The organism is Blastococcus sp. SYSU DS1021 (assembly GCF_054050995.1).
The window spans coordinates 271388-294291 of sequence record NZ_JBJHAL010000001.1 but is presented as its reverse complement, the minus strand read 5'-3'; the positions used below and the strand labels follow the sequence as shown (position 1 = coordinate 294291).

General features: G+C 72.8%; 22 protein-coding genes. 17 read left to right on the top strand and 5 right to left on the bottom strand.

Translation table 11 applies throughout. The features are described 5' to 3' along the window. Positions 1-347: 347 nt before the first annotated feature. Entirely contained in the window at positions 348-1070 is a 723-nt protein-coding gene (locus tag ACI8AP_RS01545) for a Crp/Fnr family transcriptional regulator (protein ID WP_456587563.1), read from the bottom strand. 393 nt (positions 1071-1463) lie between these two features. Between ACI8AP_RS01545 and ACI8AP_RS01540 the strand changes: the two genes are divergently transcribed. The 4 genes from ACI8AP_RS01540 (at position 1464) to paaI (ending at position 5594) form a co-directional block, all read left to right on the top strand. Beyond that, on the top strand, positions 1464-2264 hold the full coding sequence (locus tag ACI8AP_RS01540) for an ANTAR domain-containing protein (RefSeq protein WP_456587562.1): 801 nt from the start codon (positions 1464-1466) through the stop codon (positions 2262-2264). A 302-nt stretch (positions 2265-2566) separates the two neighbouring features. Next, a complete protein-coding gene (locus ACI8AP_RS01535) occupies positions 2567-3913 on the top strand; it encodes an MFS transporter (RefSeq protein ID WP_456587561.1) in 1347 nt (448 codons plus the stop codon). Positions 3914-4280: 367 nt separating this feature from the next. Beyond that, complete coding sequence (locus ACI8AP_RS01530; RefSeq protein ID WP_456587560.1) at positions 4281-5138, top strand: 3-hydroxyacyl-CoA dehydrogenase family protein; 858 nt, start codon at positions 4281-4283, stop codon at positions 5136-5138. Positions 5139-5153: 15 nt separating this feature from the next. Further along, positions 5154-5594, top strand: coding sequence for a hydroxyphenylacetyl-CoA thioesterase PaaI (gene paaI, locus ACI8AP_RS01525; protein ID WP_456587559.1), 441 nt, complete (start codon positions 5154-5156; stop codon positions 5592-5594). Positions 5595-5638: 44 nt separating this feature from the next. On the opposite strand, the gene ACI8AP_RS01520 is transcribed toward paaI, so the two are convergent. Further along, complete coding sequence (locus ACI8AP_RS01520; RefSeq protein WP_456587558.1) at positions 5639-6268, bottom strand: TetR/AcrR family transcriptional regulator; 630 nt, start codon at positions 6266-6268, stop codon at positions 5639-5641. Beyond that, entirely contained in the window at positions 6265-7605 is a 1341-nt protein-coding gene (gene paaK / locus ACI8AP_RS01515) for a phenylacetate--CoA ligase PaaK (protein WP_456587557.1), read from the bottom strand. Before paaK ends, ACI8AP_RS01520 begins: the two co-directional genes overlap by 4 nt. Before the next feature lie 225 nt (positions 7606-7830). Here paaK and paaA point away from each other — a divergent pair, with 225 nt between their 5' ends. The 6 genes from paaA to ACI8AP_RS01485 all read left to right on the top strand — a co-directional run bounded on the left by paaA (position 7831) and on the right by ACI8AP_RS01485 (position 12273). Continuing rightward, positions 7831-8796, top strand: a complete 966-nt coding sequence (gene paaA / locus ACI8AP_RS01510) for a 1,2-phenylacetyl-CoA epoxidase subunit PaaA (RefSeq protein WP_456587556.1) — start codon at positions 7831-7833, stop codon at positions 8794-8796. After that, positions 8793-9161 (top strand): 1,2-phenylacetyl-CoA epoxidase subunit PaaB, encoded by a 369-nt coding sequence (gene paaB / locus ACI8AP_RS01505; protein ID WP_456587555.1) that lies wholly within the window; start codon positions 8793-8795, stop codon positions 9159-9161. The genes paaA and paaB overlap by 4 nt, the downstream gene beginning before the upstream one ends. 80 nt (positions 9162-9241) lie before the next feature. Then, positions 9242-10150, top strand: a complete 909-nt coding sequence (gene paaC / locus ACI8AP_RS01500; protein ID WP_456587554.1) for a 1,2-phenylacetyl-CoA epoxidase subunit PaaC — start codon at positions 9242-9244, stop codon at positions 10148-10150. Continuing rightward, positions 10147-10650 carry a 1,2-phenylacetyl-CoA epoxidase subunit PaaD gene (gene paaD / locus ACI8AP_RS01495; protein WP_456587553.1) on the top strand — a complete coding sequence of 168 codons (504 nt, stop codon included), beginning with the start codon at positions 10147-10149 and terminating at the stop codon, positions 10648-10650. The genes paaC and paaD overlap by 4 nt, the downstream gene beginning before the upstream one ends. Then, positions 10650-11756, top strand: a complete 1107-nt coding sequence (gene paaE, locus ACI8AP_RS01490; protein WP_456587552.1) for a 1,2-phenylacetyl-CoA epoxidase subunit PaaE — start codon at positions 10650-10652, stop codon at positions 11754-11756. The genes paaD and paaE overlap by 1 nt, the downstream gene beginning before the upstream one ends. An 85-nt stretch (positions 11757-11841) precedes the next feature. Continuing rightward, positions 11842-12273 carry a thioesterase family protein gene (locus tag ACI8AP_RS01485; protein ID WP_456587551.1) on the top strand — a complete coding sequence of 144 codons (432 nt, stop codon included), beginning with the start codon at positions 11842-11844 and terminating at the stop codon, positions 12271-12273. A 181-nt stretch (positions 12274-12454) separates the two neighbouring features. Here the strand turns inward: ACI8AP_RS01485 and pgi are convergent, their stop codons facing one another. Further along, positions 12455-14086, bottom strand: coding sequence for a glucose-6-phosphate isomerase (pgi, locus tag ACI8AP_RS01480; protein ID WP_456587550.1), 1632 nt, complete (start codon positions 14084-14086; stop codon positions 12455-12457). Between the two features lie 322 nt (positions 14087-14408). Between pgi and ACI8AP_RS01475 the strand changes: the two genes are divergently transcribed. From ACI8AP_RS01475 to ACI8AP_RS01460, 4 genes are all read left to right on the top strand, one after another. Next, positions 14409-15899 (top strand): SulP family inorganic anion transporter, encoded by a 1491-nt coding sequence (locus tag ACI8AP_RS01475; RefSeq protein WP_456587549.1) that lies wholly within the window; start codon positions 14409-14411, stop codon positions 15897-15899. 47 nt (positions 15900-15946) lie between these two features. After that, positions 15947-16345, top strand: coding sequence for a MerR family transcriptional regulator (locus ACI8AP_RS01470; RefSeq protein ID WP_456587548.1), 399 nt, complete (start codon positions 15947-15949; stop codon positions 16343-16345). 201 nt (positions 16346-16546) lie between these two features. After that, positions 16547-17560: an aldo/keto reductase family protein gene (locus ACI8AP_RS01465; RefSeq protein ID WP_456587547.1), complete on the top strand. Its 1014-nt coding sequence runs from the start codon at positions 16547-16549 to the stop codon at positions 17558-17560. A 120-nt stretch (positions 17561-17680) separates the two neighbouring features. Then, on the top strand, positions 17681-19168 hold the full coding sequence (locus tag ACI8AP_RS01460) for a mannitol dehydrogenase family protein (RefSeq protein WP_456587546.1): 1488 nt from the start codon (positions 17681-17683) through the stop codon (positions 19166-19168). 66 nt (positions 19169-19234) lie between these two features. Here the strand turns inward: ACI8AP_RS01460 and ACI8AP_RS01455 are convergent, their stop codons facing one another. Next, positions 19235-19390: a hypothetical protein gene (locus tag ACI8AP_RS01455; protein ID WP_236829151.1), complete on the bottom strand. Its 156-nt coding sequence runs from the start codon at positions 19388-19390 to the stop codon at positions 19235-19237. A gap of 222 nt (positions 19391-19612) precedes the next feature. Between ACI8AP_RS01455 and ACI8AP_RS01450 the strand changes: the two genes are divergently transcribed. The 3 genes from ACI8AP_RS01450 to ACI8AP_RS01440 all read left to right on the top strand — a co-directional run bounded on the left by ACI8AP_RS01450 (position 19613) and on the right by ACI8AP_RS01440 (position 22896). Next, positions 19613-20857: an AI-2E family transporter gene (locus tag ACI8AP_RS01450; RefSeq protein ID WP_456587545.1), complete on the top strand. Its 1245-nt coding sequence runs from the start codon at positions 19613-19615 to the stop codon at positions 20855-20857. Between the two features lie 93 nt (positions 20858-20950). After that, positions 20951-21388, top strand: a complete 438-nt coding sequence (locus ACI8AP_RS01445) for a universal stress protein (protein WP_456587544.1) — start codon at positions 20951-20953, stop codon at positions 21386-21388. Next, positions 21388-22896 carry an alanine/glycine:cation symporter family protein gene (locus ACI8AP_RS01440; protein WP_456587543.1) on the top strand — a complete coding sequence of 503 codons (1509 nt, stop codon included), beginning with the start codon at positions 21388-21390 and terminating at the stop codon, positions 22894-22896. The genes ACI8AP_RS01445 and ACI8AP_RS01440 overlap by 1 nt, the downstream gene beginning before the upstream one ends. Positions 22897-22904: the final 8 nt, after the last annotated feature.

Sequence of the window (22904 nt, the reverse complement as noted above, 5' to 3'; positions counted from 1 at the left end):
CGTCCACCCGGTCGCGCCGTCGTCGCTGACGTACACCCCGCCGGTGCTCATGGCGACGGTCACCCGGTCGGTTCCCGGGTCCGGCAGGACCGTGTGCACCGCGCCGGCGCCCCCCCCGGGTTCCCAGGTGGGCCGGTGCGGGTGGTCCCCCACCCCCCCCCCCCCGCGCCAGCCAACCCCCCCGGCCCCCCCCCCCCCCACCCCCCCGCCCCCCCCCCCCCCCGCCCCCCCCCCCCCCCCCCCCCCACCGCCCGTTCCGGCTCGTGCGGCCACCCCTCCGGCACCGGCGCGACAGGGGTCTTCCTGCGTGCGTGGCGCGGCACCAGGGCCCGCTGGAGCCTTCCGCCTCACCGCCCCGCCAGCGCCACGTCGGTGGCGCGGCGGATGGCCCCGTAGCAGTCGCAGGCGTGGGCACGCAGGCGCGGCCGGTCGACGATGGTGATCGCGCCGCGGGTGTAGGTGATGCAGCCGTCCTCGGCCAGTGACCGCGCCACCTCGCTGACCGAGGTCCGCCGCACCGCGAGCATCTGGGCGAGGAAGTGCTGGGTGAGTTCGAAGGTGGGTCGGTCCATCCGGTCGGCGGTCATCAGCAGCCACCGGGCGGCCCGCTGGCGCACTGTGTGCACCCGGTTGCAGGCGGCGTTGCGGGCGAGCTGGGTGAACATCGCCTGCGTGACGCGGCGGAGTCGGGCCGCCAGCGGGCCGTCGACGTCGGCGGTGTGCCGGTGGAGGTCCTCGGCGCTCATGGTCAGCGCATCCCCAGCCACCTGCACCAGGGCGCGCTCGGTCGGGGCGCCGCCGTCGGCGCCGAGGAACGCCGACAGGCCGACCATGCCCTCCTGGCCGATGGTGGCGGTCTCCACCAGCTCGTCGTCGCCGACGTCCGCGACGACGGAGACGACACCCACGAGCGGGAAGTAGACGGCGGTGACCGGCTCGCCGGGCTCGTGCAGCACCTGCCCCAGCGTCAGCGGGGTCTGGTGCAGATCGGGCAGCAGGGGGGCGAGCGCCTGTTCGTCCATGCCGCCCAGGACCGCGTTGCGGCGTGCGGCGGCGGGGTCGGTGGCCACGAGCGGGCTCCTCCGTGCGGTGCTGCCTGGGCCGGACCTTCGACGGGATGAGGTGATCCCACGTCCAGGTCTGCGTACTCAGGCGGAGGCTGCTCCTACGTGCGGGGCGCCCTCATCCTGGCACACGAGAGCCCGTCAGCGGATCGGCGCCGATCGGCTGCTCCTCCGCGGCAATGTCCGATAGCGTGCATTCAGCCACCGGACCTGCCCGGCCACCGACGAGTGCGCCCAGTGGTGACAGCTGGATCGCTCGAGACCCACCGCGGCTCCGGGCGGCCGTCGGGTGGGCCCGGGCGACCACCGTCGGAGCCCACCGGGCTGACAGCGGCTCCGGTGTGCCGTCGGCCGTTCGTGCAACTCGTCCGCGGCGACCAGAGCAGGGGGACGACGCCGGTGACCGATCCCGTGGCCAGGCCCATCCCGCCGGGGCCCCGGAAGGCGGTGGACGAGCTCGCTCGGCTGGTGCTGGCGGAGGAGGACCGCCAGTCGGTGCTGGAGCGCGCCGTCGGACTGGTGACGAGCCTGATGCCGGCCGGTGCGCAGGCCTCGATCACGGTGGTGCGCAACCGGCGGCCCACGACCGCGGCCTTCACCGGGGAGCTGGCGCTGCGGCTGGACGAGACGCAGTACGGGCAGGGGTACGGCCCCTGCATGGACGCCGCCCTGAGCGGCCAGTTCATCGAGATCACCGACGGCCGCACCGAGGACCGGTGGCCGGACTACGTGGCGACCTTCCTCCGCCACGGCGCCCTGAGCTCCCTCTCGGTACCGGCGCCCGCCACGCAGCTGGCCGCGTGCGTGAACGTGTACTCCCCGGCCGCCGGCGCCTTCACCGGAGAGCACCGGCAGGCCCTGGCTGAGTTCGCTGCCTACGCCGGCGTGGTGCTGACCAACATCGAGGCCCTGCAGGACGCCCGCGACCAGGCGGAGAACATGCGGGCGGCGCTGGAGTCCCGGGCGGCCATCGAGCAGGCCAAGGGCATCTTGATGGAGCGGCACAAGCTCACCCCGGACCAGGCCTTCCGACTGCTGGCCGACGCCTCGATGCACACCAACCGCAAGGTCCGCGACCTGGCCGAGCAGCTCGTGCTCACCGGCGAGCTCACCCCTGATCCCACCCCAGCCGGCCGGCACGTCGCCCACCGCCTGCCGCACGCAGCCCCGACATCCACCGCCGGACGGGAACACCGATGACCGATCCCACCGCACCGGGGAACGTCACCGCTGACGGCATGGCGAGGACCGTGCCGAGCAGGTGCCCGGCCGTGGCCACCCACGACCGCCGGCGACTCGGCCGGTGGTCGCCTGGCCGCCGCGCAACCTCCCCCACCTGACCGAACGGTCGGGAACGAGGACGACCCCATTGTGGCCCAGAGCACATTGAGCTACCGTCCCGCACCGGACTGACCGTCCGGTCAGTAAATGCACACCCACCGAGCGACGGCGGAGCTGCCATGCCCCTCTCCACAGATGCCCCCTCTCGCGAGCGCCACCGAATGACCACCGAGGAGCGCAAGGTCCTCGCGGGCACCCTCGCCGGCACCACGATCGAGTGGTACGACTTCTTCATCTACGCCCAGGCGGCGAGCCTGGTGCTGGCCCCGCTCTTCCTCTCCCCGCTCAGCGAGGACTCCCCCGGGCTGGCCACCGTGCTGTCGCTGGCCACCATCGGCATCAGCTTCCTGTTCCGCCCACTCGGGGCCATCGTGGCCGGGCGCTTCGGCGACCGGCTCGGCCGCAAGCGGATGCTGGTCTTCACCCTGCTGCTGATGGGGACGGCCACCGCACTCATCGGGCTGCTGCCGACGTACGAGCAGATCGGGTTCGCCGCGCCGGCCATCCTGATCCTGCTGCGAATCCTGCAGGGCTTCTCCGCAGGCGGCGAGTGGGGCGGCGCGGCGCTCATGTCGGTGGAGCACGCCCCGGTGGCGCGGCGCGGCCTGTTCGGCGCCTACCCGCAGGTGGGCGTGCCGGTCGGCATGATCCTCGCGACGGGCGTGCTGTGGCTGCTGTCGACGCTGACCACGCCCGAGCAGTTCCAGTCCTGGGGCTGGCGCATCCCCTTCCTGCTGTCGGTCGTGCTGATCGTCATCGGCTACCTGATCCGCCGCGCCGTGGAGGAGAGCCCGGTCTTCAAGGAGATGCAGCTGCGGAAGAAGGAGTCGTCCGCCCCGCTGCGCGACCTCTTCCGCCGCAACACCCGGCAGGTGGTGCTCAGCGCACTGATCTTCATCGCCAACAACGCCGCCGGTTACCTGCTCATCGCCTTCTTCATCGCCTACGCCAGCACCACCTTGGACATGCCGCGCGAATCCGTCCTGCTGGCCACCACCCTGGCGTCCTTCGGCTGGCTCGCCTTCACGATGTACGGCGGCATCCTGTCCGACCGGATCGGCCGGGTGCGCACGTTCCAGATCGGCTACGCCCTGGTCTTCCTCTGGATGATCCCGATGTTCCTGCTCATCGACACGGGGAACATCTGGCTCTACGGCGTCGCGCTGTTCCTGCTGACCATCGGGCTCGGGCTGTCGTACGGGCCGATGTCGGCGATGTACGCCGAGATGTTCCCGGTCGCGGTCCGCTACTCCGGTGTCTCGATCGGCTACGCCCTGGGAGCGATCCTCGGAGGCGCCTTCGCCCCGATGATCGCCGAGCTGCTCCTGCAGTCGACCGGGTGGTCGGGCTCGGTCGGCATCTACATCATGGTGCTCTGCGTCATCTCCTTCACCGCGGTGACGGTCGCCGGGGAGACGAAGGGCGCGAGCCTGCGGGTGGCCGAGGCCCACGAGGAGTACCTGCGCGCGCACCCCGAGGAGGCCGAGGCCCTCGGCTTCCGGCCCTGACCGGCGAGCGGGGGCACCTCCGTGCCTGACGGAGCGGGACCGGCGGCGCCGGGTGGCGGACGCGTCCGCCGCTCGGCGCCGCACCCCGGCGGGGCCCCCGGCGCCGTGGTGGCCGCGGCCGTCGACCCTGGTCGCGACGGCGGCAGGCGTCGCCGGCGATTGCTTCCCGGAGACGCCGCCACCACAGTGGGGCCACCACCTCCGGACCGGACGGTCGGCCCTCCCCCACCCCCCGGGACCCGCCGGGTCCGGCGAATTCCAGGAGCGACGATGCAGGAGCACACCGAGATCCGCCAGGTCGGCCGACGGGTCGCACGCGGGCGCGGGTGCGCGTCGACCGGGACACCACGACGAACGCGGAGACGGCGTGAGCGCCCCGGTCCCCGCCCGCGTCGCCGTCATCGGCGGCGGGCGCATGGGCGCCGGCATCGCCCAGGCCTTCCTGACCGCCGGCGCCCGCGTCGAGGTCGTGGAGGCCGGCGCAGAGGCTGCCGACGCCGCCCACGGCCGGGTGGCCGAGGGGCTGGCGGAGGCCGCCCGCCGCGGAAAGCTCGACGGCGACGTCGCCGCCGCGCTGGACCGGCTGACCCTGGTGGACTCCCCCGCCGCGCTGGACCGGGAGAACGGGCTGGTCGTCGAGGCCGTCCCCGAGCGGGCCGACCTCAAGGCGGAGGTGCTGGGCGCCGCGGAGTCCGCCGTCGGCCCGGACGCGGTGCTCGCCACGAACACCAGCTCCCTCTCGGTCACCGAGCTCGCCGCGGCGCTGGAGCGCCCGGCCCGGTTCCTCGGCCTGCACTTCTTCAACCCCGTGCCGGCGTCCAAGCTCGTGGAGGTGGTGGTCGCCCGCGAGACCGCGGCCGAGCTCGTCGGGATCGCCTCCGGCTGGGTGCGCGCACTCGGCAAGACCGACGTCGTGGTGAAGGACTCCCCCGGCTTCGCCTCCTCCCGGCTCGGGGTGCTGCTGGGGCTGGAGGCGATCCGGATGCTCGAGGAGGGGGTCGCCGACGCCGAGGCCATCGACGCCGCCATGGAGCTGGGCTACCGGCACCCGATGGGGCCCCTGCGCTCCACCGACCTCGTGGGCCTCGACGTGCGGCTGGCGATCGCCGAGTACCTCCACCGGACCCTCGGCGAGCGGTTCGCCCCACCGCAACTGCTCCGCGACAAGGTCGCGGCGGGCGAGCTCGGCCGCACCACCGGTCGCGGATTCCACACCTACGACTGACCCGAGGCGGCCCCGATGACCAGCCCTGCCCCGCAGCGCCTCGCCGAGGAGACCGTCCGCCGCTACCTGGCGGAGGATTCCGCGGCGCGGGCACTCGGCGTCACCGTCAGCTCCGTGGCGCCGGGTTCGGTCACGGCGCACATGATCATCCGGCCCCAGATGCTCAACGGGCACGGCACCGCGCACGGCGCTGCACTGTTCGCCGTCGCCGACATCGCCTTCGCGATGGCCTGCAACTCGCACGGACAGCCGGCGGTGGGGCGGTCGTGCAGCATCGAGTACCTCGCGCCGGCCCGCGCCGGCGACACCGTCACCGCCACCGCGGTGGAACGATCGCTCGTGGGGCGGGGCGGGATCTACGACGTCGCGGTGACCCGCGACGCGGACGGGCTGCTCCTCGCCGAGATGCGGGGACACAGCCGCCAGGTGCCCCCCGCCCCGCCCGGACGCGCCTGACGGTCCGAGGCGCGCTCCGCGCACGTCCGGCCGGCCGGCCCGGGTCAGGACGCCGGTGGCGCCGGGGCGCGGGTCCGCAGGCCCCGGAAGGTCGTGGTCACGAGGGCGTCGGCGAGGTCGTCCGCGGACAGGCCGCCGCCGGGCCGGTACCACTCGGTCAGCGAGTTGACGGTGCCGAAGAGCAGGCGGCTGGTGACGGCGGGATCGACGTCGGGGCGCACGTCGCCCTCGTCCTCGGCGGCGCGCACCAGGTCGGTGACGACCCGGTCGAACTCCCGTCGCCGCTGCAGCGCCGCCTGCTCGACCGGGGAGTTGCCCCGGACCCGGAGCAGGAGCGTCACGAAGGGCAGCTCGGCCGCGAGCACGCGGACCGACCCGCGGACGACGTGCTCCAGCCGGTCGATCGCCGGGCCGGTGGTGCCGCCGGGCTCATCGGTGACGGCGAACAACGCGTCCAGCGCACGGTCGAGCGCCAGCCGCAGCAGCTCCACCTTGCTGGGCACGTGGTGGTAGATCGCCGACTTGGTGACGCCGAGCCGGGTGGCCAGCTCCTCCATGCTGGTGGCGTCGTAGCCGCGCTCGTTGAAGACCTCGACGGCGACGTCGAGCAGCGAGTCCAGCGAGTGCCCCGGGCGGCCGCGTCGGGCCGGGGGCGCGTCGGCGGTCGACGTCATGCACGGTTCCGGTTGTCGGTCATGCGCTTGAGTTTGCCAACCGATCGGGGCAGCGTCTCGGGGTCCACCACGAGCACCTCGATGCTGGACCCGACGACGTCCTTGACGCCCGTGCGCACCGCGGCCGCCGCGGCAGATCTCGCCTCCGCCGGGCAGTCCGGCCGCGCCTCGACGCGGCAGATCAGGTGGTCCATCCGCTCCCGGGTGACGAGCTCGAGGGCGAAGTGCGGGGAGAGCCCCGGCGTCCGCAGCACGATCTCCTCGATCTGGGTGGGGAACAGGTTCACCCCCCGCAGGATGATCATGTCGTCGGTGCGGCCGGTGATCTTCTGCATCCGCCGGAACGCCGGGCGCGCGGTGCCGGGCAGCAGCCGGGTGAGGTCGCGGGTCCGGTAGCGGACGACCGGCATCGCCTCCTTGGTCAGCGAGGTGAAGACGAGCTCCCCCTCCTCGCCGTCGGGCAGCACCTCACCGGTGAGCGGGTCGATGACCTCCGGGTAGAAGTGGTCCTCCCAGACGTGCAGCCCGTCCTTGGTCTCCACGCACTCCTGGGCGACGCCGGGGCCCATCACCTCGGACAGGCCGTAGATGTCCACGGCGTGGATGCCGGCCCGCTCCTCCATCTCGCGGCGCATCTGCTCGGTCCAGGGCTCGGCGCCGAAGATGCCGATCTCGAGGCTGCTCTCCCGCGGGTCCACGCCCTGCTTCTCGAACTCGTCGATGACGGTGAGCATGTAGGAGGGCGTGACCATGATGATCCGCGGCTCGAAGTCGCGGATCAGCTGCACCTGCCGCGGCGTCATGCCACCGGACACGGGGACGACGGTGCACCCCAGCTTCTCGGCTCCGTAGTGGGCGCCCAGGCCGCCGGTGAACAGGCCGTAGCCGTAGGCGTTGTGCAGCGTGTCCCCCGGCCGGCCCCCCGCGGCGCGGATGGAGCGGGCCATGACCGTCGCCCAGGTGTCGAGGTCGCGCTCGGTGTAGCCGACGACGGTCGGCTTGCCGGTGGTGCCGGAGGAGGCGTGCACGCGGCGCACCTGGTCCTTCGGGACCGCGAACATCCCGAAGGGGTAGTTCTCGCGCAGGTCGGCCTTGCTGGTCGTCGGGAACTTCGCGAGGTCGGCGAGCTCCCGGCAGTCGTCGGGGTGCACGCCGGCCGCGTCGAAGGCCCGGCGGTAGTGCGGCACGTTGTCGTAGGCGTGCCGCAGCGACCACTGGAGCCGCTCCAGCTGCTGCGCGCGCAGCTCATCGACGCCCAGGCGCTCGGCGGGGTCCAGCAACGCCGGGTCGGGCGCCTCCCCCGGGCGCCCGTTCGTCTCCGTGGTCGCAACCGTCATGGCAGTGGCCTCCGATGTCCTGAGCGTCGTCACCGGGCGGTCGGCGCGCGAGCTCGGCTCCGAATTACCGACCGGGCGGTCAGGTAAGCATCCCCTCCTCTCGACCGCTGTCAAGACCGCCCGGGGAGCGCCGCGGACAGGGTTGTGCGGCGGCCTCCGCTCGTGCACACTGATTACCGACCGTCCGGTCAGTAAATGACCCGAGACGCACCCGAGGGGAACGAGATGTCCGCACCCACCCTGGACCGGCCCGCGCCCGACGAGACCGCGCTGCAGGACCAGTTCGACGCCACCATCGCGGCCGGCCATCGCATCGAGCCGCGGGACTGGATGCCCGAGGGGTACCGGAAGACGCTCATCCGCCAGGTCGCGCAGCACGCGCACTCGGAGATCATCGGCATGCAGCCCGAGGGCGACTGGCTGCTCGCCGCGCCCAGCCTGCGGCGCAAGGCCGTCCTGCTGGCCAAGGTGCAGGACGAGGCCGGTCACGGCCTGTACCTGTACTCCGCGGCCGAGACGCTCGGCGCCGACCGCGCCGACCTCACCGACAAGCTGATCGAGGGCAGGCAGAAGTACAGCTCGATCTTCAACTACCCGACGCTCACCTACGCCGACGTCGGCGTCATCGGCTGGCTGGTCGACGGCGCGGCCATCTGCAACCAGGTGCCGCTGTGCCGCTCCTCCTACGGGCCCTACGCCCGGGCGATGATCCGGGTCTGCAAGGAGGAGTCGTTCCACCAGCGGCAGGGCTACGAGCTGCTGATGACGATGATGCGCGGCACCGACGAACAGCGCGCCATGGTGCAGGACGCCGTCGACCGCTGGTGGTGGCCCTCGCTCATGATGTTCGGCCCGCCCGACGACGACAGCCCCAACACCGCGCAGTCGATGGCCTGGGGCATCAAGCGGCACACCAACGACGAGCTGCGCCAGCGGTTCGTGGACATGTCCGTGCCGCAGGCCGAGGTCCTCGGTGTCACGCTCCCCGACCCCGACCTCTCCTACGACCCCGAGACCGGCCACTACCGGTTCGGCCGGATCGACTGGGACGAGTTCAAGCGGGTCATCTCCGGCGAGGGCCCGATGAACGCCGTGCGCGTCGCCCGCCGCCGCGCGGCCCGGGACGACAACGCCTGGGTCACCGAGGCGGCCACGGCCTACGCCCGCAAGCACGAGGGGGCGGCCGCGTGAGCGGCGAGGTCACCGCCGAGGGCGGGCACGGCGCGGTCCCGACCGGGCCGGAGGTGCCGGTGCAGGCCCAGCGGCCGGCCGTGCGCCGGGACTGGCCGCTGTACGAGGTCTTCGTCCGCGGCAAGCGCGGGCTCAACCACGTGCACGTCGGCTCGCTGCACGCACCCGACGACGAGATGGCCGTGCACGCCGCCCGCGACCTCTACACCCGGCGCAACGAGGGCGTGAGCATCTGGGTGGTCAAGGCCGCCGACATCACCGCGTCCAGCCCCGACGAGAAGGACCCGATGTTCGCCCCCAGCGGCGACAAGGTCTACCGCCACCCGACGTTCTACGAGATCCCCGAGAACGTCCCCCACATGTGAGGCGAGATCTGCACAGTGGCCCGCATCGGCTCCCCGACGGCGGCCACTGTGCAGATCTCGCCGGAGTCAGGAGCGAGGCCATGCACGAGGAGACGGTGTACGACGCGCTGGCCAATGCGCACGACGACGCGGGGCACTGGGCCTTCGGCACCGGCTTCGACGACCCGCTGGCCGGCGTCGACACCACGGTGCCCCACGGCGTCGACGCCGCCGACCTCGGCACCTACTGCCTGATGCTCGGCGACGACGCGCTCGTGCTCGCCCAGCGGCTCACCCAGTGGATGACCAACGCGCCGGAGCTCGAGGAGGAGGTGGCGCTGGGCAACATCGGCCTGGACCTCCTCGGCCAGGCCCGGCTCCTGCTCGCCCGCGCCGGGGCGGCCGGGGTGCTCGGCCGCTCGCGGGAGCTCGCCGCGGAGACCATCCCCGACGAGGACGCCCTGGCCTACTTCCGGGACGCCGACGAGTTCCGCTGCACCGGCCTGGTCGAGGCGGAGAACGGCGACTTCGCGCAGACGATGGTCCGCCTGCTCGTCGCCTCGACGGTGCGGCTGGCGGCCTTCGCCCGGCTGCGGGAGTCCCGCGACCCGGTGCTCGCCGCCATCGCCGCGAAGGGCGTGCACGAGCTCGCCTACCACCGCGACCACGCCGCCCGCTGGGTGCTGCGCCTGGGCGACGGCACCGAGGAGTCGCACCGGCGGGCCCAGGACGGCGTCGCCGCGGTATGGCCGCTGCTGGCCGACCTGTTCACCGCCACGGATGTCGAGGCCCGGCTGGTCGCCGCCGGGGTCGCCGTCGACCCGGCCGACGTCCGCGACGAGGTGCGCGACGTCCTCACCACCGTGCTGGAGCGCGCCACGCTGCCGGTGCCCGCCTGGCCGGCCGACGCCGCCCCGCGCGGCCGGATCGGGCAGCACGGCGCGGAGCTGACCGAGCTGCTGGCCACCCTGCAGGGCCTGGCCCGCCGGCACCCGGCGGCGACCTGGTGAGCGCCGTGCTGACCGACCCCCGCTCGGTGGCGGAGACGGTCACCGACCCGGAGCTGCCGATGCTGACCCTCGCGGATCTCGGCGTGCTCCGCGAGGTGCGTGTCGAGCAGGGCACCGTCGTCGTCGAGATCACGCCGACCTACTCCGGCTGCCCCGCGATGGGCGTCATGCGGGCGGACCTCGTGCATGCCCTGCACCGGGCGGGCTTCGCCGACGTCGACGTCCGCACCGTGCTCTCGCCCGCCTGGTCCTCCGACTGGATCAGCGAGGAGGGCCGGCGCAAGCTCGCCGCGGCCGGCATCGCCCCGCCCGGGACGGCACCGGTCCGGTCCCCCGGCCCCGTCCCGCTCCAGCTGGGGCCGACGCGGCGGACGGCCGGCTGCCCCCAGTGCGGGTCGGCCGACACCGTCGAGCAGAGCGAGTTCGGCGCCACGGCCTGCAAGGCCCTGCGCCGCTGCCGCAGCTGCGGCGAGCCGTTCGAGCACTTCAAGGAGATCTGATGACGGCGACCGTTCCCGCCGCCGGTTCCGCCCCCACCCGTCCGCGGCGGCGGCCGCAGTTCCACCCGCTCCGGGTGGCCGCGGTCGAGCGGCTCACCGACGACTCCGTCGCGGTCACCTTCGACGTCCCCGCCGAGCTCGCCGAAGAGTACCGCTTCCGGCCCGGCCAGGCCCTCACCCTCCGCCGGGTCGACGGCGACCGGGACGAGCGCCGCTCCTACTCCATCTGCGCACCGATGGGCGCCGCTCCGCGGGTCGGCGTCCGCGAGGTCCCCGGCGGGTTCTTCTCCAGCTACCTGGTGCACGAGGTGCGCCCGGGCGACGAGATCGAGGTGCTCCCGCCCTCGGGCACCTTCACCGCTGACCTGTCGCAGCCCGCCGACCACGTCTTCGTCGTCGCCGGCTCGGGCATCACCCCGGCACTGAGCCTGGCCGCCACCGTGCTGCGCGACGGCGAGTCGACGGTCACCGTCTTCTACGGCAACCGCCGCACCAACACGGTGATGTTCGCCGACGAGCTCGCCGACCTGAAGGACGCCTACGGCACCCGGCTGCAGCTGGTGCACGTCCTCTCCCGCGAGCCCCGCGACGCCGAGCTGACCAGCGGTCGACTCGACGGCGAGCGGCTGCGCAGCCTCGTGCAGAACCTCGTCGAGGTCGAGCGCGTCGACCACTGGTGGCTGTGCGGTCCGCACGGGATGGTGACCGACGCCCGCGCCCTGCTCGCCGAGCTCGGCGTCCCCGCGGGGAAGGTCCACCAGGAGCTGTTCTTCGTCGACGACGTCCCGCCCCAGCCGGTGCGCGGCGACGAGCAGACCGTCACCGGGCCCAGCAGCCAGGTGACCGTCGTCCTCGACGGCCGCTCGACCACGCTGGCGCTGCCGAAGGACCAGAGCGTGCTGGACTCCGCGCAGCGCGTCCGCTCCGACCTGCCCTTCGCGTGCAAGGGCGGGGTGTGCGGCACCTGCCGGGCGCGGGTGACCGACGGCGAGGTGGCGATGCGGCGCAACTACGCGCTCGAGGCCCAGGAGGTCGAGGCCGGCTACGTGCTCACCTGCCAGTCGCTGCCCGTCTCCGACGCCGTCACCGTCGACTACGACGCCTGACCCCGGTGGGCGACGCGGCGCCGCGGGCGGCGCACCCGCACGGCGCCTCCCGGTGCGCGGTACGGACCTCTCGCGGGGTGCGCGCATGAGGCCCGTGCCCGTCGGCGAGTCCGCCGACCTCGACGTCGTGGTGACCCCGGAGATGACCGTCCGCTTCGACGAGCTCGGCCCGGTGCACCCGGTGTACGCCACCTACTCGATGGCCAAGCACTTCGAGGAGGCCGGCCGGAAGCTGCTGCTACGCCACCTCGAGCCCGGCGAGGCCGGGATCGGCAGCGCCCTGTCGGTGGAGCACCTGGCCCCGGCCTGGGTCGGCGACGCCATCCGGGTGACGGCCCGGTGCGCCGAGGTGCGCGGCAACCGCCTGACCTGCGACTGCAGCGCCGTCGATGCCGAGGGGCGGCTGCTGGGCCGTGGGACGACCGTCCAGGCAGTGCTGAGCGAGGCGGCGGTGCAGGCCCGGGTCACCCGCCCGCGGCGGACACGTCCGGGGGGCGCGCCGCCGGACGCCGGCTGACCCGAGGGCTCCAGGTCACGCGGGTTGCGGGAGAACCGGCCGCAGCCGACGCTGGAACCACTGGCGGCCGCGCCTGGGGCGCCGCCCCCGACCGCGCCACCGAACTCCCGGGGCGGTCGCTGCGACGGCGCGCGGCCGCCCCGGGGTCCGCCTCCCGAGGCGTCACCCCGGGGAGCGCGCGTCAGGTCGCCCGGCCCCGCATCCGCCGGTACTCGGCCACCACCGCCGTCGTGGCGGCATCCTGGTCCAGCGCCACGGGCTCCGGGCTGGTGAGCGCCGGCGCCAGCTCGCGCGCCATCACCTTGCCCAGCTCGACACCCCACTGGTCGAACGAGTCGATCTGCCAGATCACGCCCTGGGTGAGGACGACGTGCTCGTAGAGCGCCACCAGCTGCCCGAGCGTCCCCGGCGTCAGCCGCGGCGCGAGGATCACCGTGCTCGGCCGGTTCCCGGGCATGACCTTGTGCGGCACGAGGGCCGGGGGTGTGCCGTCGGCCGCCACCTCCTCGGCGGTGCGGCCGAAGGCCAGGACGGCCGCCTGGGCGAACATGTTGGCCATCAGCAGGTCGTGCATCTCACCGATGTCGTGGCTCGGCTCGCCGAAGCCGATGAAGTCGGCTGGGACCAGCGAGGTCCCCTGGTGCAGCAGCTGGTGGAAGGCGTGCTGGCCGTTCGTGCCGGGCTCCCCCCAGAACACCTCGCCCGTCGCCGTGGTGACCGGCTGCCCGTCCGTGCGCACCGACTTGCCGTTGCTCTCCATCGTCAGCTGCTGCAGGTAGGCCGGCAGCCGGGAGAGGTACTGGCTGTAGGGCAGGACGGCGTGGGTCTGGGCGTCGAAGAAGTTGCGGTACCAGACACCCAGCAGGCCCAGCAGCACCGGGACGTTGCGCTCGAGCGGGGTGGTGCGGAGGTGCTCGTCGACGGCGTGGAAGCCGGCGAGCATCTCGTCGTAGGCGTCCGGGCCGATCGCCACCATCAGCGAGAGCCCGATGGCGGAGGTGAAGGAGTACCGGCCCCCGACCCAGTCCCAGAACTCGAACATGTTCTGCGGATCGATGCCGAACGCGCGCACGGCGTCGGTGTTGGTGGACACCGCGGCGAAGTGCTTCGCCACGGCGGACTCGTCGGCCCCCAGCCCGCGCAGCAGCCAGTCCCGGGCGACGCCGGCGTTGGTGAGCGTCTCCAGCGTGGTGAAGGTCTTGGAGCTGACGACGAAGAGCGTCTCGGCGGGGTCGAGGTCGCGGGTGGCCTCGGCGAAGTCGGTGGGGTCGATGTTGGAGACGAACCGCAGGGTGAGGTTCCGGTCGGCGTGGTGCCGCAGGGCGGTGTACGCCATCGCGGGGCCCAGGTCGGAGCCGCCGATGCCGATGTTGACCACCGCCCGGATCGGCTTCCCCGTGTGCCCGCGCCATTCCCCCGAGCGCACCTGCTCGGCGAAACGGCGCATCCGCCCCAGCACCTCGTGCACGTCGCGGACCACGTGCTGGCCGTCCACCACGAGCTCCTCGCCCGGCGGCATGCGCAGCGCGACGTGCAGGACGGCGCGGTCCTCGGTGGTGTTGATGTGCTCGCCGCGGAACATCGCCTGGATGCGGTCGGGCAGACCCGCACGCTCGGCGAGGGCGACCAGCAGCCGCAGCGTCTCGTCGGTCACGCGGTGCCGGGACCAGTCGACGTGCAGCTCACCGACCTGCCCGGTCAGCCGCTCCGCGCGCTCGGGATCGCCGTCGAAGAGGTCCCGCAGGTGCGTGTCCCCGAGGGTGCGGCGGTGCTCGTCGAGCGCGCGCCACTCCGTGGTGTCCGTGATGTCCATGCTGGCTCCGTCCAGGTGCGGTCCGACGTCTGGGTCGATCCTGGCGCTGCTGGTCCTCCCCCGCTCACGGGGGTCCGAACGTGACGAACGGCTCACCACCCAACACTGACGTGAAGGACGAGTTCCCGGCAGACTGTCGATGACACCGGCGACGCCGCCGATGCGCACCGATGCTCCCGGCTCGGCGACCCCGACCGACATCGTCGCCACGGAACACGAGCTCCGCCGCTCCGGGTGCACCGCCGCACCGCCCTCAGAGACCTGGCACCGCCTCCGGTGCTGCCGCCCGCGCCGACGCCTGCGCACCGAACGAGACGGAACCATGTCCTCAGCCCTGCCTGCACTGCCCAAGCCCAGACTGTCGCGCCCCGCCTGGCTCTCGCCGAAGGTCGCCCGCACCGAGGTGCTCGCCGGCCTCGTCGTCGCCCTGGCGCTGATCCCCGAGGCGATCAGCTTCTCCATCCTCGCCGGCGTCGACCCCCGCGTCGGGCTGTTCTCCTCGTTCGTGATGGCCGTGGTCATCGCCTTCACCGGCGGCCGGCCGGCGATGATCACCGCTGCCACCGGCGCCATCGCCCTCGTCGTGGCCCCGCTGACGCTCGAGTACGGCGTCCAGTACCTGTTCGCCGCGGTGATCCTCGGCGGCATCTTCCAGATCGTGCTGGCCGCCACGGGCTTCGCCCGGCTGATGCGGTTCATCCCGCGCAGCGTCATGGTGGGCTTCGTCAACGCGCTGGCGATCCTCATCTTCACCGCGCAGCTGCCGCAGCTGACCGACGTGCCGTGGCTGGTCTACCCGATGGTGGCCGCCGGGCTGGCGATCATCTTCCTGCTCCCCCGGCTGACGACGGCGATCCCCGCACCCCTGGTCGCGATCGTCGTGCTGACGGCCCTGGCGGTGACAGCCGGCTGGGAGATCCCCGACGTCGGCGGCGAGGGCGACCTGCCCGACAGCCTGCCGTTCTTCCTGCTGCCCGACGTGCCGTTCACCGTCGAGACGCTGACCATCATCGCCCCCTACGCCCTCGGCGTGGCCTTCGTCGGGCTGATGGAGTCGCTGATGACGGCGAAGCTGGTCGACGACATCACCGACACCCACTCCGACAAGACCCGCGAGTCCTGGGGTCAGGGCGTGGCGAACATGGCCTCCGGCTTCTTCGGCGGCATGGGCGGCTGCGCGATGATCGGCCAGACGATGATCAACGTGAAGGCGTCGGGAGCCCGTACGCGGCTGTCCACATTCCTGTCCGGGGTGTTCCTGCTGATCCTCGTGGTCGCCCTCGGCGACATCGTGGCGACCATCCCGATGGCCGCCCTGGTCGCGGTGATGATCTTCGTGTCGATCGCCACCTTCGACTGGCACAGCCTGCGCACCATCCACCGGATGCCCAAGAGCGAGACCGCCGTCATGCTCACGACCGTCGCCGGCACGCTCTTCACCCACAACCTCGCCGTCGGCGTCGGCGCCGGCGTCCTCGCGGCCTGCGTGCTCTTCGCCCGCCGGGTCGCCCACCTGGCCGAGGTCACCAGCGTCACGGACGACGAAGGCACCCGGATCTACTCGGTGACGGGGGCGCTGTTCTTCGCCTCCAGCAACGACCTCTACACCCAGTTCGACTACGCCGGCGACCCCGGGAACGTGGTGATCGACCTGACCGACGCCCACATCTGGGACGCCTCGACCGTGGCTGCCCTCGACGCGATCACCCACAAGTACGAGACCCGCGGCAAGAACGTCCAGATCGTCGGGCTGACCGGGCACTCCGCCGACCGCTTCGACCGGCACACCGGCCAGCTCACCGGAGCGCACTGATGCCCGCTGCGGCAGCGCGCGCCGGGCGCGTGGCCTATGAAGGGGGCGTGACCGGAACGCCCCGCGAGCAACTCATGCAGATCGGTCAGGTCGCCGAGCGCACCGGTCTGAGCCTGCGCACGATCCGCTTCTACGAGGAGAACGGGCTGGTCATCCCCACCGCCCGCTCCGAGGGCGGGTTCCGGCTGTACAGCTCCGAGGACGTCGCCCGCCTCGAGGTCGTGAAGCGGATGAAGCCCCTGGGGTTCACCCTCGAGGAGATGCAGGAGCTGCTCACCCTGCTGGCCGACCTGGACTCCGGCAGCGGCGACCGGGCGCAGCTGGTGGATCGGCTGCGCATGTTCCACGAGGCGGCCACGGCTCGGGTCACCGCGCTGAAGGAGCAGCTCGCCGTCGCCGAAGGGTTCGCCGACACCCTCGCGGAGCGGCTGGAAACGAGCCGCTGACCTGCGGTCGACGGACTCGTCCAGGTCCTCGCCGGTGACCACGGCGATCCTGACCGACCCCGGTTCGAGCGGTGGTGGCGCGAGGTACCGCGCCACCACCGCGCCGTCGTCCGGCCTCGACAAGGCCCGGTGGGTGGCTGCGCGCCACTGCTCCACACCCCCGCCGGGCCACGGCGCACTCCCGGCACTACGGTCGTCGAGGTGGAATTCCGTCGACTGGGCCGGTCCGGCCTCAACGTCTCGCAGATCGCCTTCGGCAACTGGCTGACGCACGGCAGCCAGGTCGAGGAGGACGCCGCCGTGTCGTGCGTGCACGCCGCGCTCGACGTCGGGATCACCACGTTCGACACCGCTGACGTCTACGCCGGCACCGCCGCCGAGTCGGTGCTGGGCCGCGCCCTGGGCGGTCAGCGCCGCGAGGGCCTGGAGATCGCCACGAAGGTGTACTGGCCGACGGGTCCCGGGCCGAACGACCGCGGGCTCTCCCGCAAGCACGTCGTCGAGAGCTGCCACGCCTCCCTCCGGCGACTCGGCACCGACTACATCGACCTGTACCAGGCGCACCGCTACGACCCGACGGTGCCGCTGGAGGAGACCATGACCGCCTTCGCCGACCTGGTGCGGGCCGGCAAGGTGCTCTACCTGGGCGTCTCCGAGTGGCAGCCCGACCAGATCGCCGCGGCGGCGGCGCTCGCCCGCGAGCTGAACGTCCAGCTGGTCAGCAACCAGCCCCAGTACTCGATGCTCTGGCGGGTCATCGAGGGCGAGGTCGTGCCGACGTGCGAGCGGGAGGGCCTGTCGCAGATCGTCTGGTCCCCGCTGGCCCAGGGCGTGCTCACCGGCAAGTACCGGCCCGGCGAGCAGCCGCCGACCGGTAGCCGCGCCGGCCACTCGGCCGTCGGTTTCCAGATCGAGGGGTTCCTCGCCGACGAGGTGCTGGCCAAGGTGCAGGGGCTGCGCCCGGTCGCCGACGACCTCGGGCTGACGATGGCGCAGCTCGCGCTGGCCTGGGTGCTGCAGAACCCGAACGTGGCCGCCGCGATCATCGGCGCCAGCCGACCGGAGCAGGTCCGTGACAACGTCAAGGCGGTCGGCGTGCGGCTCGACGCCGACGTCATGGCCCGTGTCGACGAGGTGCTCGACGGTGTGGTCGAGCGTGATCCCGCCAAGGTCTTCCTGCCCGCGGACAAGGCGGCGAGGGGTACCGCCGCGTAGCGGACCGGCTCCGGCCGCCCGTCACTCCCCCGCGCGCCAGGGTCGGCACGACAGGGCTCTACCCTTACGTTAGGGTAGGGAGTGCTCACTCGCTCCGCCCCGCCCGGAACCGAACGAATCGTGCGCGTCCACGCCGGCGCCCTGCCCCCCCTCGCCGAGCGGGTGGAGGTGCCGCGCTACGACCGCCGGCGGATCCGCACCGGCATCGTGCACATCGGGGTCGGCGGCTTCCACCGTGCGCACCAGGCCATGTACCTCGACCGGCTCATGGACGGCGGGCTGGCTCCGGAGTGGGGGATCTGCGGAGTCGGCGTCCTCCCGTCCGACCACCGCATGCAGGAGGTCATGGCTGCCCAGGACGGCCTGTACACCCTCGTCGTCAAGCACCCGGACGGCGCCTTCGAGCCCCGGGTCGTCGGATCGATCGTCGACTACCTCCTCGCGCCCGACGACCCGGAGGCGGTGGTCGAGCGGATGGCGGACCCCGACACGCGGATCGTGTCGCTGACCATCACCGAGCGCGGGTACAACACCGACCCCGTGACCGGAGCCTTCGACGTCGACGCCCCGGGAATCCGGGACGACCTCCGGCCTGACGCCGCCCTGCGCACCACGTTCGGGCTCGTGACCGAGGCGCTGGCCCGCCGTCGCGAGCGGGGGCTGACACCGTTCACCGTGCTCTCCTGCGACAACCTGCAGAACAACGGCGACGTCGCGAGGCGCGCGTTCGGTGCGTTCGCGACGATGCGGGACGCCGATCTCGGGGACTGGGTCGGCCGCGAGGTGTCGTTCCCCAACAGCATGGTCGACCGGATCACCCCGCTGACCACCGCCGCGGACATCGCGGGTCTCCGTGAGCGCTTCGGGGTGGAGGACGCGTGGCCGGTCGTGTGCGAACCGTTCGCCCAGTGGGTGGTCGAGGATCGCTTCCCCGCCGGCCGCCCACCGTGGGAGGAGGCCGGTGTCCAGTTCGTGCAGGACGTCGCCCCCTACGAGGCGATGAAGCTGCGGTTGCTCAACGGCAGCCACCAGGCGCTGGCCCACTTCGCCCGGCTGGCGGGCTACGAGCACGTCCACGACGCCTGCCGGGACCCGCTTTGGACCGCCTTCCTGCGGGATTACATGGATCGCGAGGTGTCCCCCACGCTCGCGGACGTGCCCGGGATCGACCTGGACGACTACAAGCGGACACTCCTCGCCCGTTTCGCGAGCCCCTCCGTGGGCGACACCGTGGCCCGGCTCTGCGCGCAGACCTCGGCGCTGATCCCCAAGTACGTGCTGCCCGTCGTGCGCGACGGCCTGGCCAGGGGCGGAGACGTGCGCCGCGCAGCCGCTGTCGTCGCCAGCTGGGCCCGGTCCGCGGAGGGCCGGGACGACGCCGGGCGCCCCCTGCCGCTGGTCGACCGGCAGGCCGACCGGGTACGCGCCAACGCGAGCCGGCTCGACGAGGACCCGGTCGCCTTCATCGCGGACCGCAGCATCTTCGGGGACCTGGTGGACGACGAGCGCTTCGTGGCGGCCTACCGCCGGGCCCTCTCCCTCCTGCGCGAGCGCGGCGCCCGCGCCACCTTGGCGGCACTCGTCGATGCGCCGAACGCATCGGCTTGAGAACCGCCGGCGGGCGGTGACGCCGTCACCGCACACCGGCCGCACCGGGCCGGCCCGCAGGGAACGTCAGACCCGGGTGTTGCGCTTCGTCCAGCCCCAGGCTGCGGTGGCCAGGAAGAGCACCACACCGATGATCAGCAGCCAGAAGAGCCCCTCGACCACCGCGCCGACGACGGCGAGCACCAGCCAGACGACCAGCAGCAGTCCGATGAGTCCGAGCACGGGTTCCTCCTCTGTCCGCGCACGGGCGCTCCGGCCCGCGCGCACCTCGATGTGACCTTGATCGGAATCGCTACCCGATCGCCGGGTCGGTCACGCCTCGACGGGACGGTCGTGCGACCGTTCCACGCACACGGGTGACGGACACGCCAGGATGAGCGCGCGACGAGGAGTCCCGGGCCGGGCGGCAGCGGCCACCGGTGAACGCTGCGAGGGGAGGTGCGCATGACCGAGCCGACGTCGGCCCTCCCCCGGGACCGCCCCTCCCCCGGGCCCGGCCCCGCGCCGGCGACCGCGCCCGGCGCGCACGCCGCGACCCCGCCCCCGGCGGTCGGCCGCGCGTCGCTGCTGCAGCGCGAGGCGGTGATCGCCGGGCGGTTCCTGGTCATCGGGCTGGCCGTGCTGGGCGCCGTCTGGCTGGTGCTGCAGGTCCAGTTCGTCGCGGCCGCGGCGATGCTCGGGCTGGCGCAGGTCGCGATGCTCTGGCCCATCGCCCGGTGGCTGCGGGGGCAAGGGGTCCCGGCCGCGCTGGCCGCGATCCTCTGCGTCGTCGCCTACCTGGCCTTCTTCGTGAGCGTCCTGACCTTCCTCGTGCTCCAGATCATCGGCGCCTGGCCCGGCCTGATCGCCGCGGGCACCGATGCCGTGGAGGCGACCAGCACCTGGGTCCAGGACCGGACCGACGACCTGAACAACGCCGGGCTGAACCAGGTCATCGACCAGCTGGAGACCTCGGTCGGCTCCGCGATGAGCGGGTTGGGCAACGCGGCCGCGCAGGGGCTGAACGCGGCGGGCAACGTCGCCACCGTCCTGATCATCGCCCTGTTCTTCACCCTGTTCGCGCTGACCAGCGGCGACCGGCTGTGGCGGCAGTTCCTCGGGGTCCTGCCCGTGGTGGACCGAGCCCCGACCGACGCCGCCTTCCGCGCCGGGATGCGCACCGCCGGCGCGTGGTTCTACGCGGCCACCGCGACCGGGCTGATCGACGGCATCCTCATCGGTCTCGGGCTGTGGCTGCTCGACGTCCCGCTGGCCCTGCCCATCGGCGCGCTGACCTTCCTGCTCGGCTACGTGCCGCTGGTGGGCGCGACGATCGCGGGAGCGGTCGCGGTCGCGGTCGCCGGCGTCACCAACGGCTGGACCACCGCGCTGTGGGCACTCCTCGTCGTCATCGTGGTGCAGCAGATCGAGGGGAACGTCCTGGCCCCCCTGCTCCTGTCCCGCGCGATCAGCTTCCACCCCCTGGTCATCCTGCTGCTCACGACCGGGGCTGCCTCCGCCTTCGGCCTCCTGGGCCTGTTCGTGGCGGTGCCGGTCGCCGGTGTGCTCGCCGCCGCGGTCCAGGGCTGGCGGCGGGCGGTGCGCCGCTCCGTGGAGGGGCAGGCGGGCAGCCCCGCCACGGAAGACCCGGAGGACGCCGAGGACGACGGCCACGCACCGCGGGCGCACGCCGGCGCCCCTCCGGCCTGACCGGCGCCCCCCCGCCCCGCCACCGCTCGACCTGACGAGCGGTGTGATCCCGGTTACGGTTCGGCCCACATCGTCTCCGCCGGAGGTGTGCCCGTGCCCGAGTCCATCGTCGTGGGTCTCGACGGGAGCGAGTCGAGCAACCGCGCCGCGGACGCAGCCGCCGACGCCGCCCGCCACCACGGTCTGCGCCTGGTCCTCGCCTGCGTCGTCCCCTGGTCGCCCTACTCCTTCACCACCGCGGAGGAGAACGAACGCCGCTCCGTGGAGAAGGCGCGGGAGGCCGCGGCCGCCCGCGAGCGCGTGCTGGACCCGGTCGTCGCGCGGCTCTCCGAGCCCGGGGACCTCGTGGTCGAGGGGGTCGTCCGGCACGGGCACCCCGCCGAGACGCTGGTGCGCCTGGCCCGCGAGCACGATGCCGCCTGGATCACCGTCGGCCGCATCGGGCAGAGCCGGGTGCGCACCCTGCTCTTCGGGTCGACGCCGAGCAGCCTCATCCAGCTCTCCCCCGTCCCTGTCCTGGTGGTGCCGTGATGCCCTCGCCGTCCGACTCCCTGCTGGCCGCCACGTTCGACGAACAGGTCGACGGCTTCTTCGCACCGGTCTCCGAGTGGATCACCACGGTCGTCTTCTTCGCCGTGCCCCTGGACTTCATCGACGAGGGCGTCGAGCTGCCGCTCATCGTCGTCTGGCTCGTCATCGCCGGCGTCTTCTTCACCATCTACCTGCGGGGGTTCCAGTTCCGGGCGTTCAAGCACGCCATCCAGCTGGCGCGCGGGGACTACAACGATCCGCGAGATGCCGGCGAGGTGACCCACTTCCAGGCGCTGGCGACCGCCGTGTCGGGCACGGTCGGACTCGGGAACATCGCCGGGGTCGCGGTGGCGATCTCGCTGGGCGGGCCGGGTGCCACGCTGTGGATGATCATCGCCGGGCTGGTCGGCATGTGCACCAAGGGCGTGGAGTGCACGCTCGGCGTGAAGTACCGCAACGTCTACGCCGACGGCCGGGTCTCGGGCGGCCCGATGTACTACCTGACCAAGGGGCTGAAGGAGAAGAGCCCGAGGCTGGGCACGCTCGGCAAGGTCCTCGCCGTCCTCTTCTGCATCTTCACGCTCGGTGGCGCCGTGGGTGGCGGCAACATGTTCCAGGCCAACCAGGCGTTCAGCCAGGCGCAGTCGGTCACCGGCGGCGCGGACGGGCCCCTCGGCGGCGGCGCCGCGGGCGCGATCTTCGGTCTCGTGCTCGCCCTGTTCGTCGGCGCGGTCATCATCGGCGGGATCCGCAGCATCGCCCGGGTCACCGACAAGCTCGTGCCGTTCATGGCCGTCTTCTACGTCATCGCCTGCCTCACCGTGCTGTTCGCCAACCTCACGGAGATCCCCGAGGCGATGTGGGCGATCGTGTCGCAGGCGTTCAGCCCCGAGGCCGGGTTCGGCGGCATCGTCGGCGTCCTCATCCAGGGCTTCCGGCGAGCGGCCTTCAGCAACGAGGCGGGGCTGGGCTCGGCGGCGATCGCGCACTCGGCGGTCAAGACGAACGAGCCGGCGACCGAGGGGCACGTCGCCGTCCTCGAGCCGTTCATCGACACCGTCGTCATCTGCACCATGACGGCGCTCGCCATCGTCATCACCGGCACCTACGCCGACGACGCCAGCGACGCCGGCGTGCAGACGACGTCGGCCGCCTTCGGGTCGGTGGTCGGCTGGTTCCCGATCGTGCTCGCGGTCGCGGTGGTCCTGTTCGCCTACTCGACGATGCTGGCCTGGAGCTACTACGGGCTGAAGGCGGCGACCTACCTCTTCGGCGAGTCGATGATCGTCGACCGCACCTGGAAGCTCATCTTCTGCATCTTCGTGGTCATCGGCGCCTCGTCGACGCTGGAGGCGGTCATCGGCTTCTCCGACAGCATGATCTTCCTGATGTCCTTGCCCAACATCATCGGCCTCTACGTCCTGTCCCGCGTGGTCAAGGGGGAGATCGAGGGTTACCGCACCCGCCTGGCCAGCGGCGAGATCCGCCCCGTCGCCGACCGCGGCTGAGCCGCCCC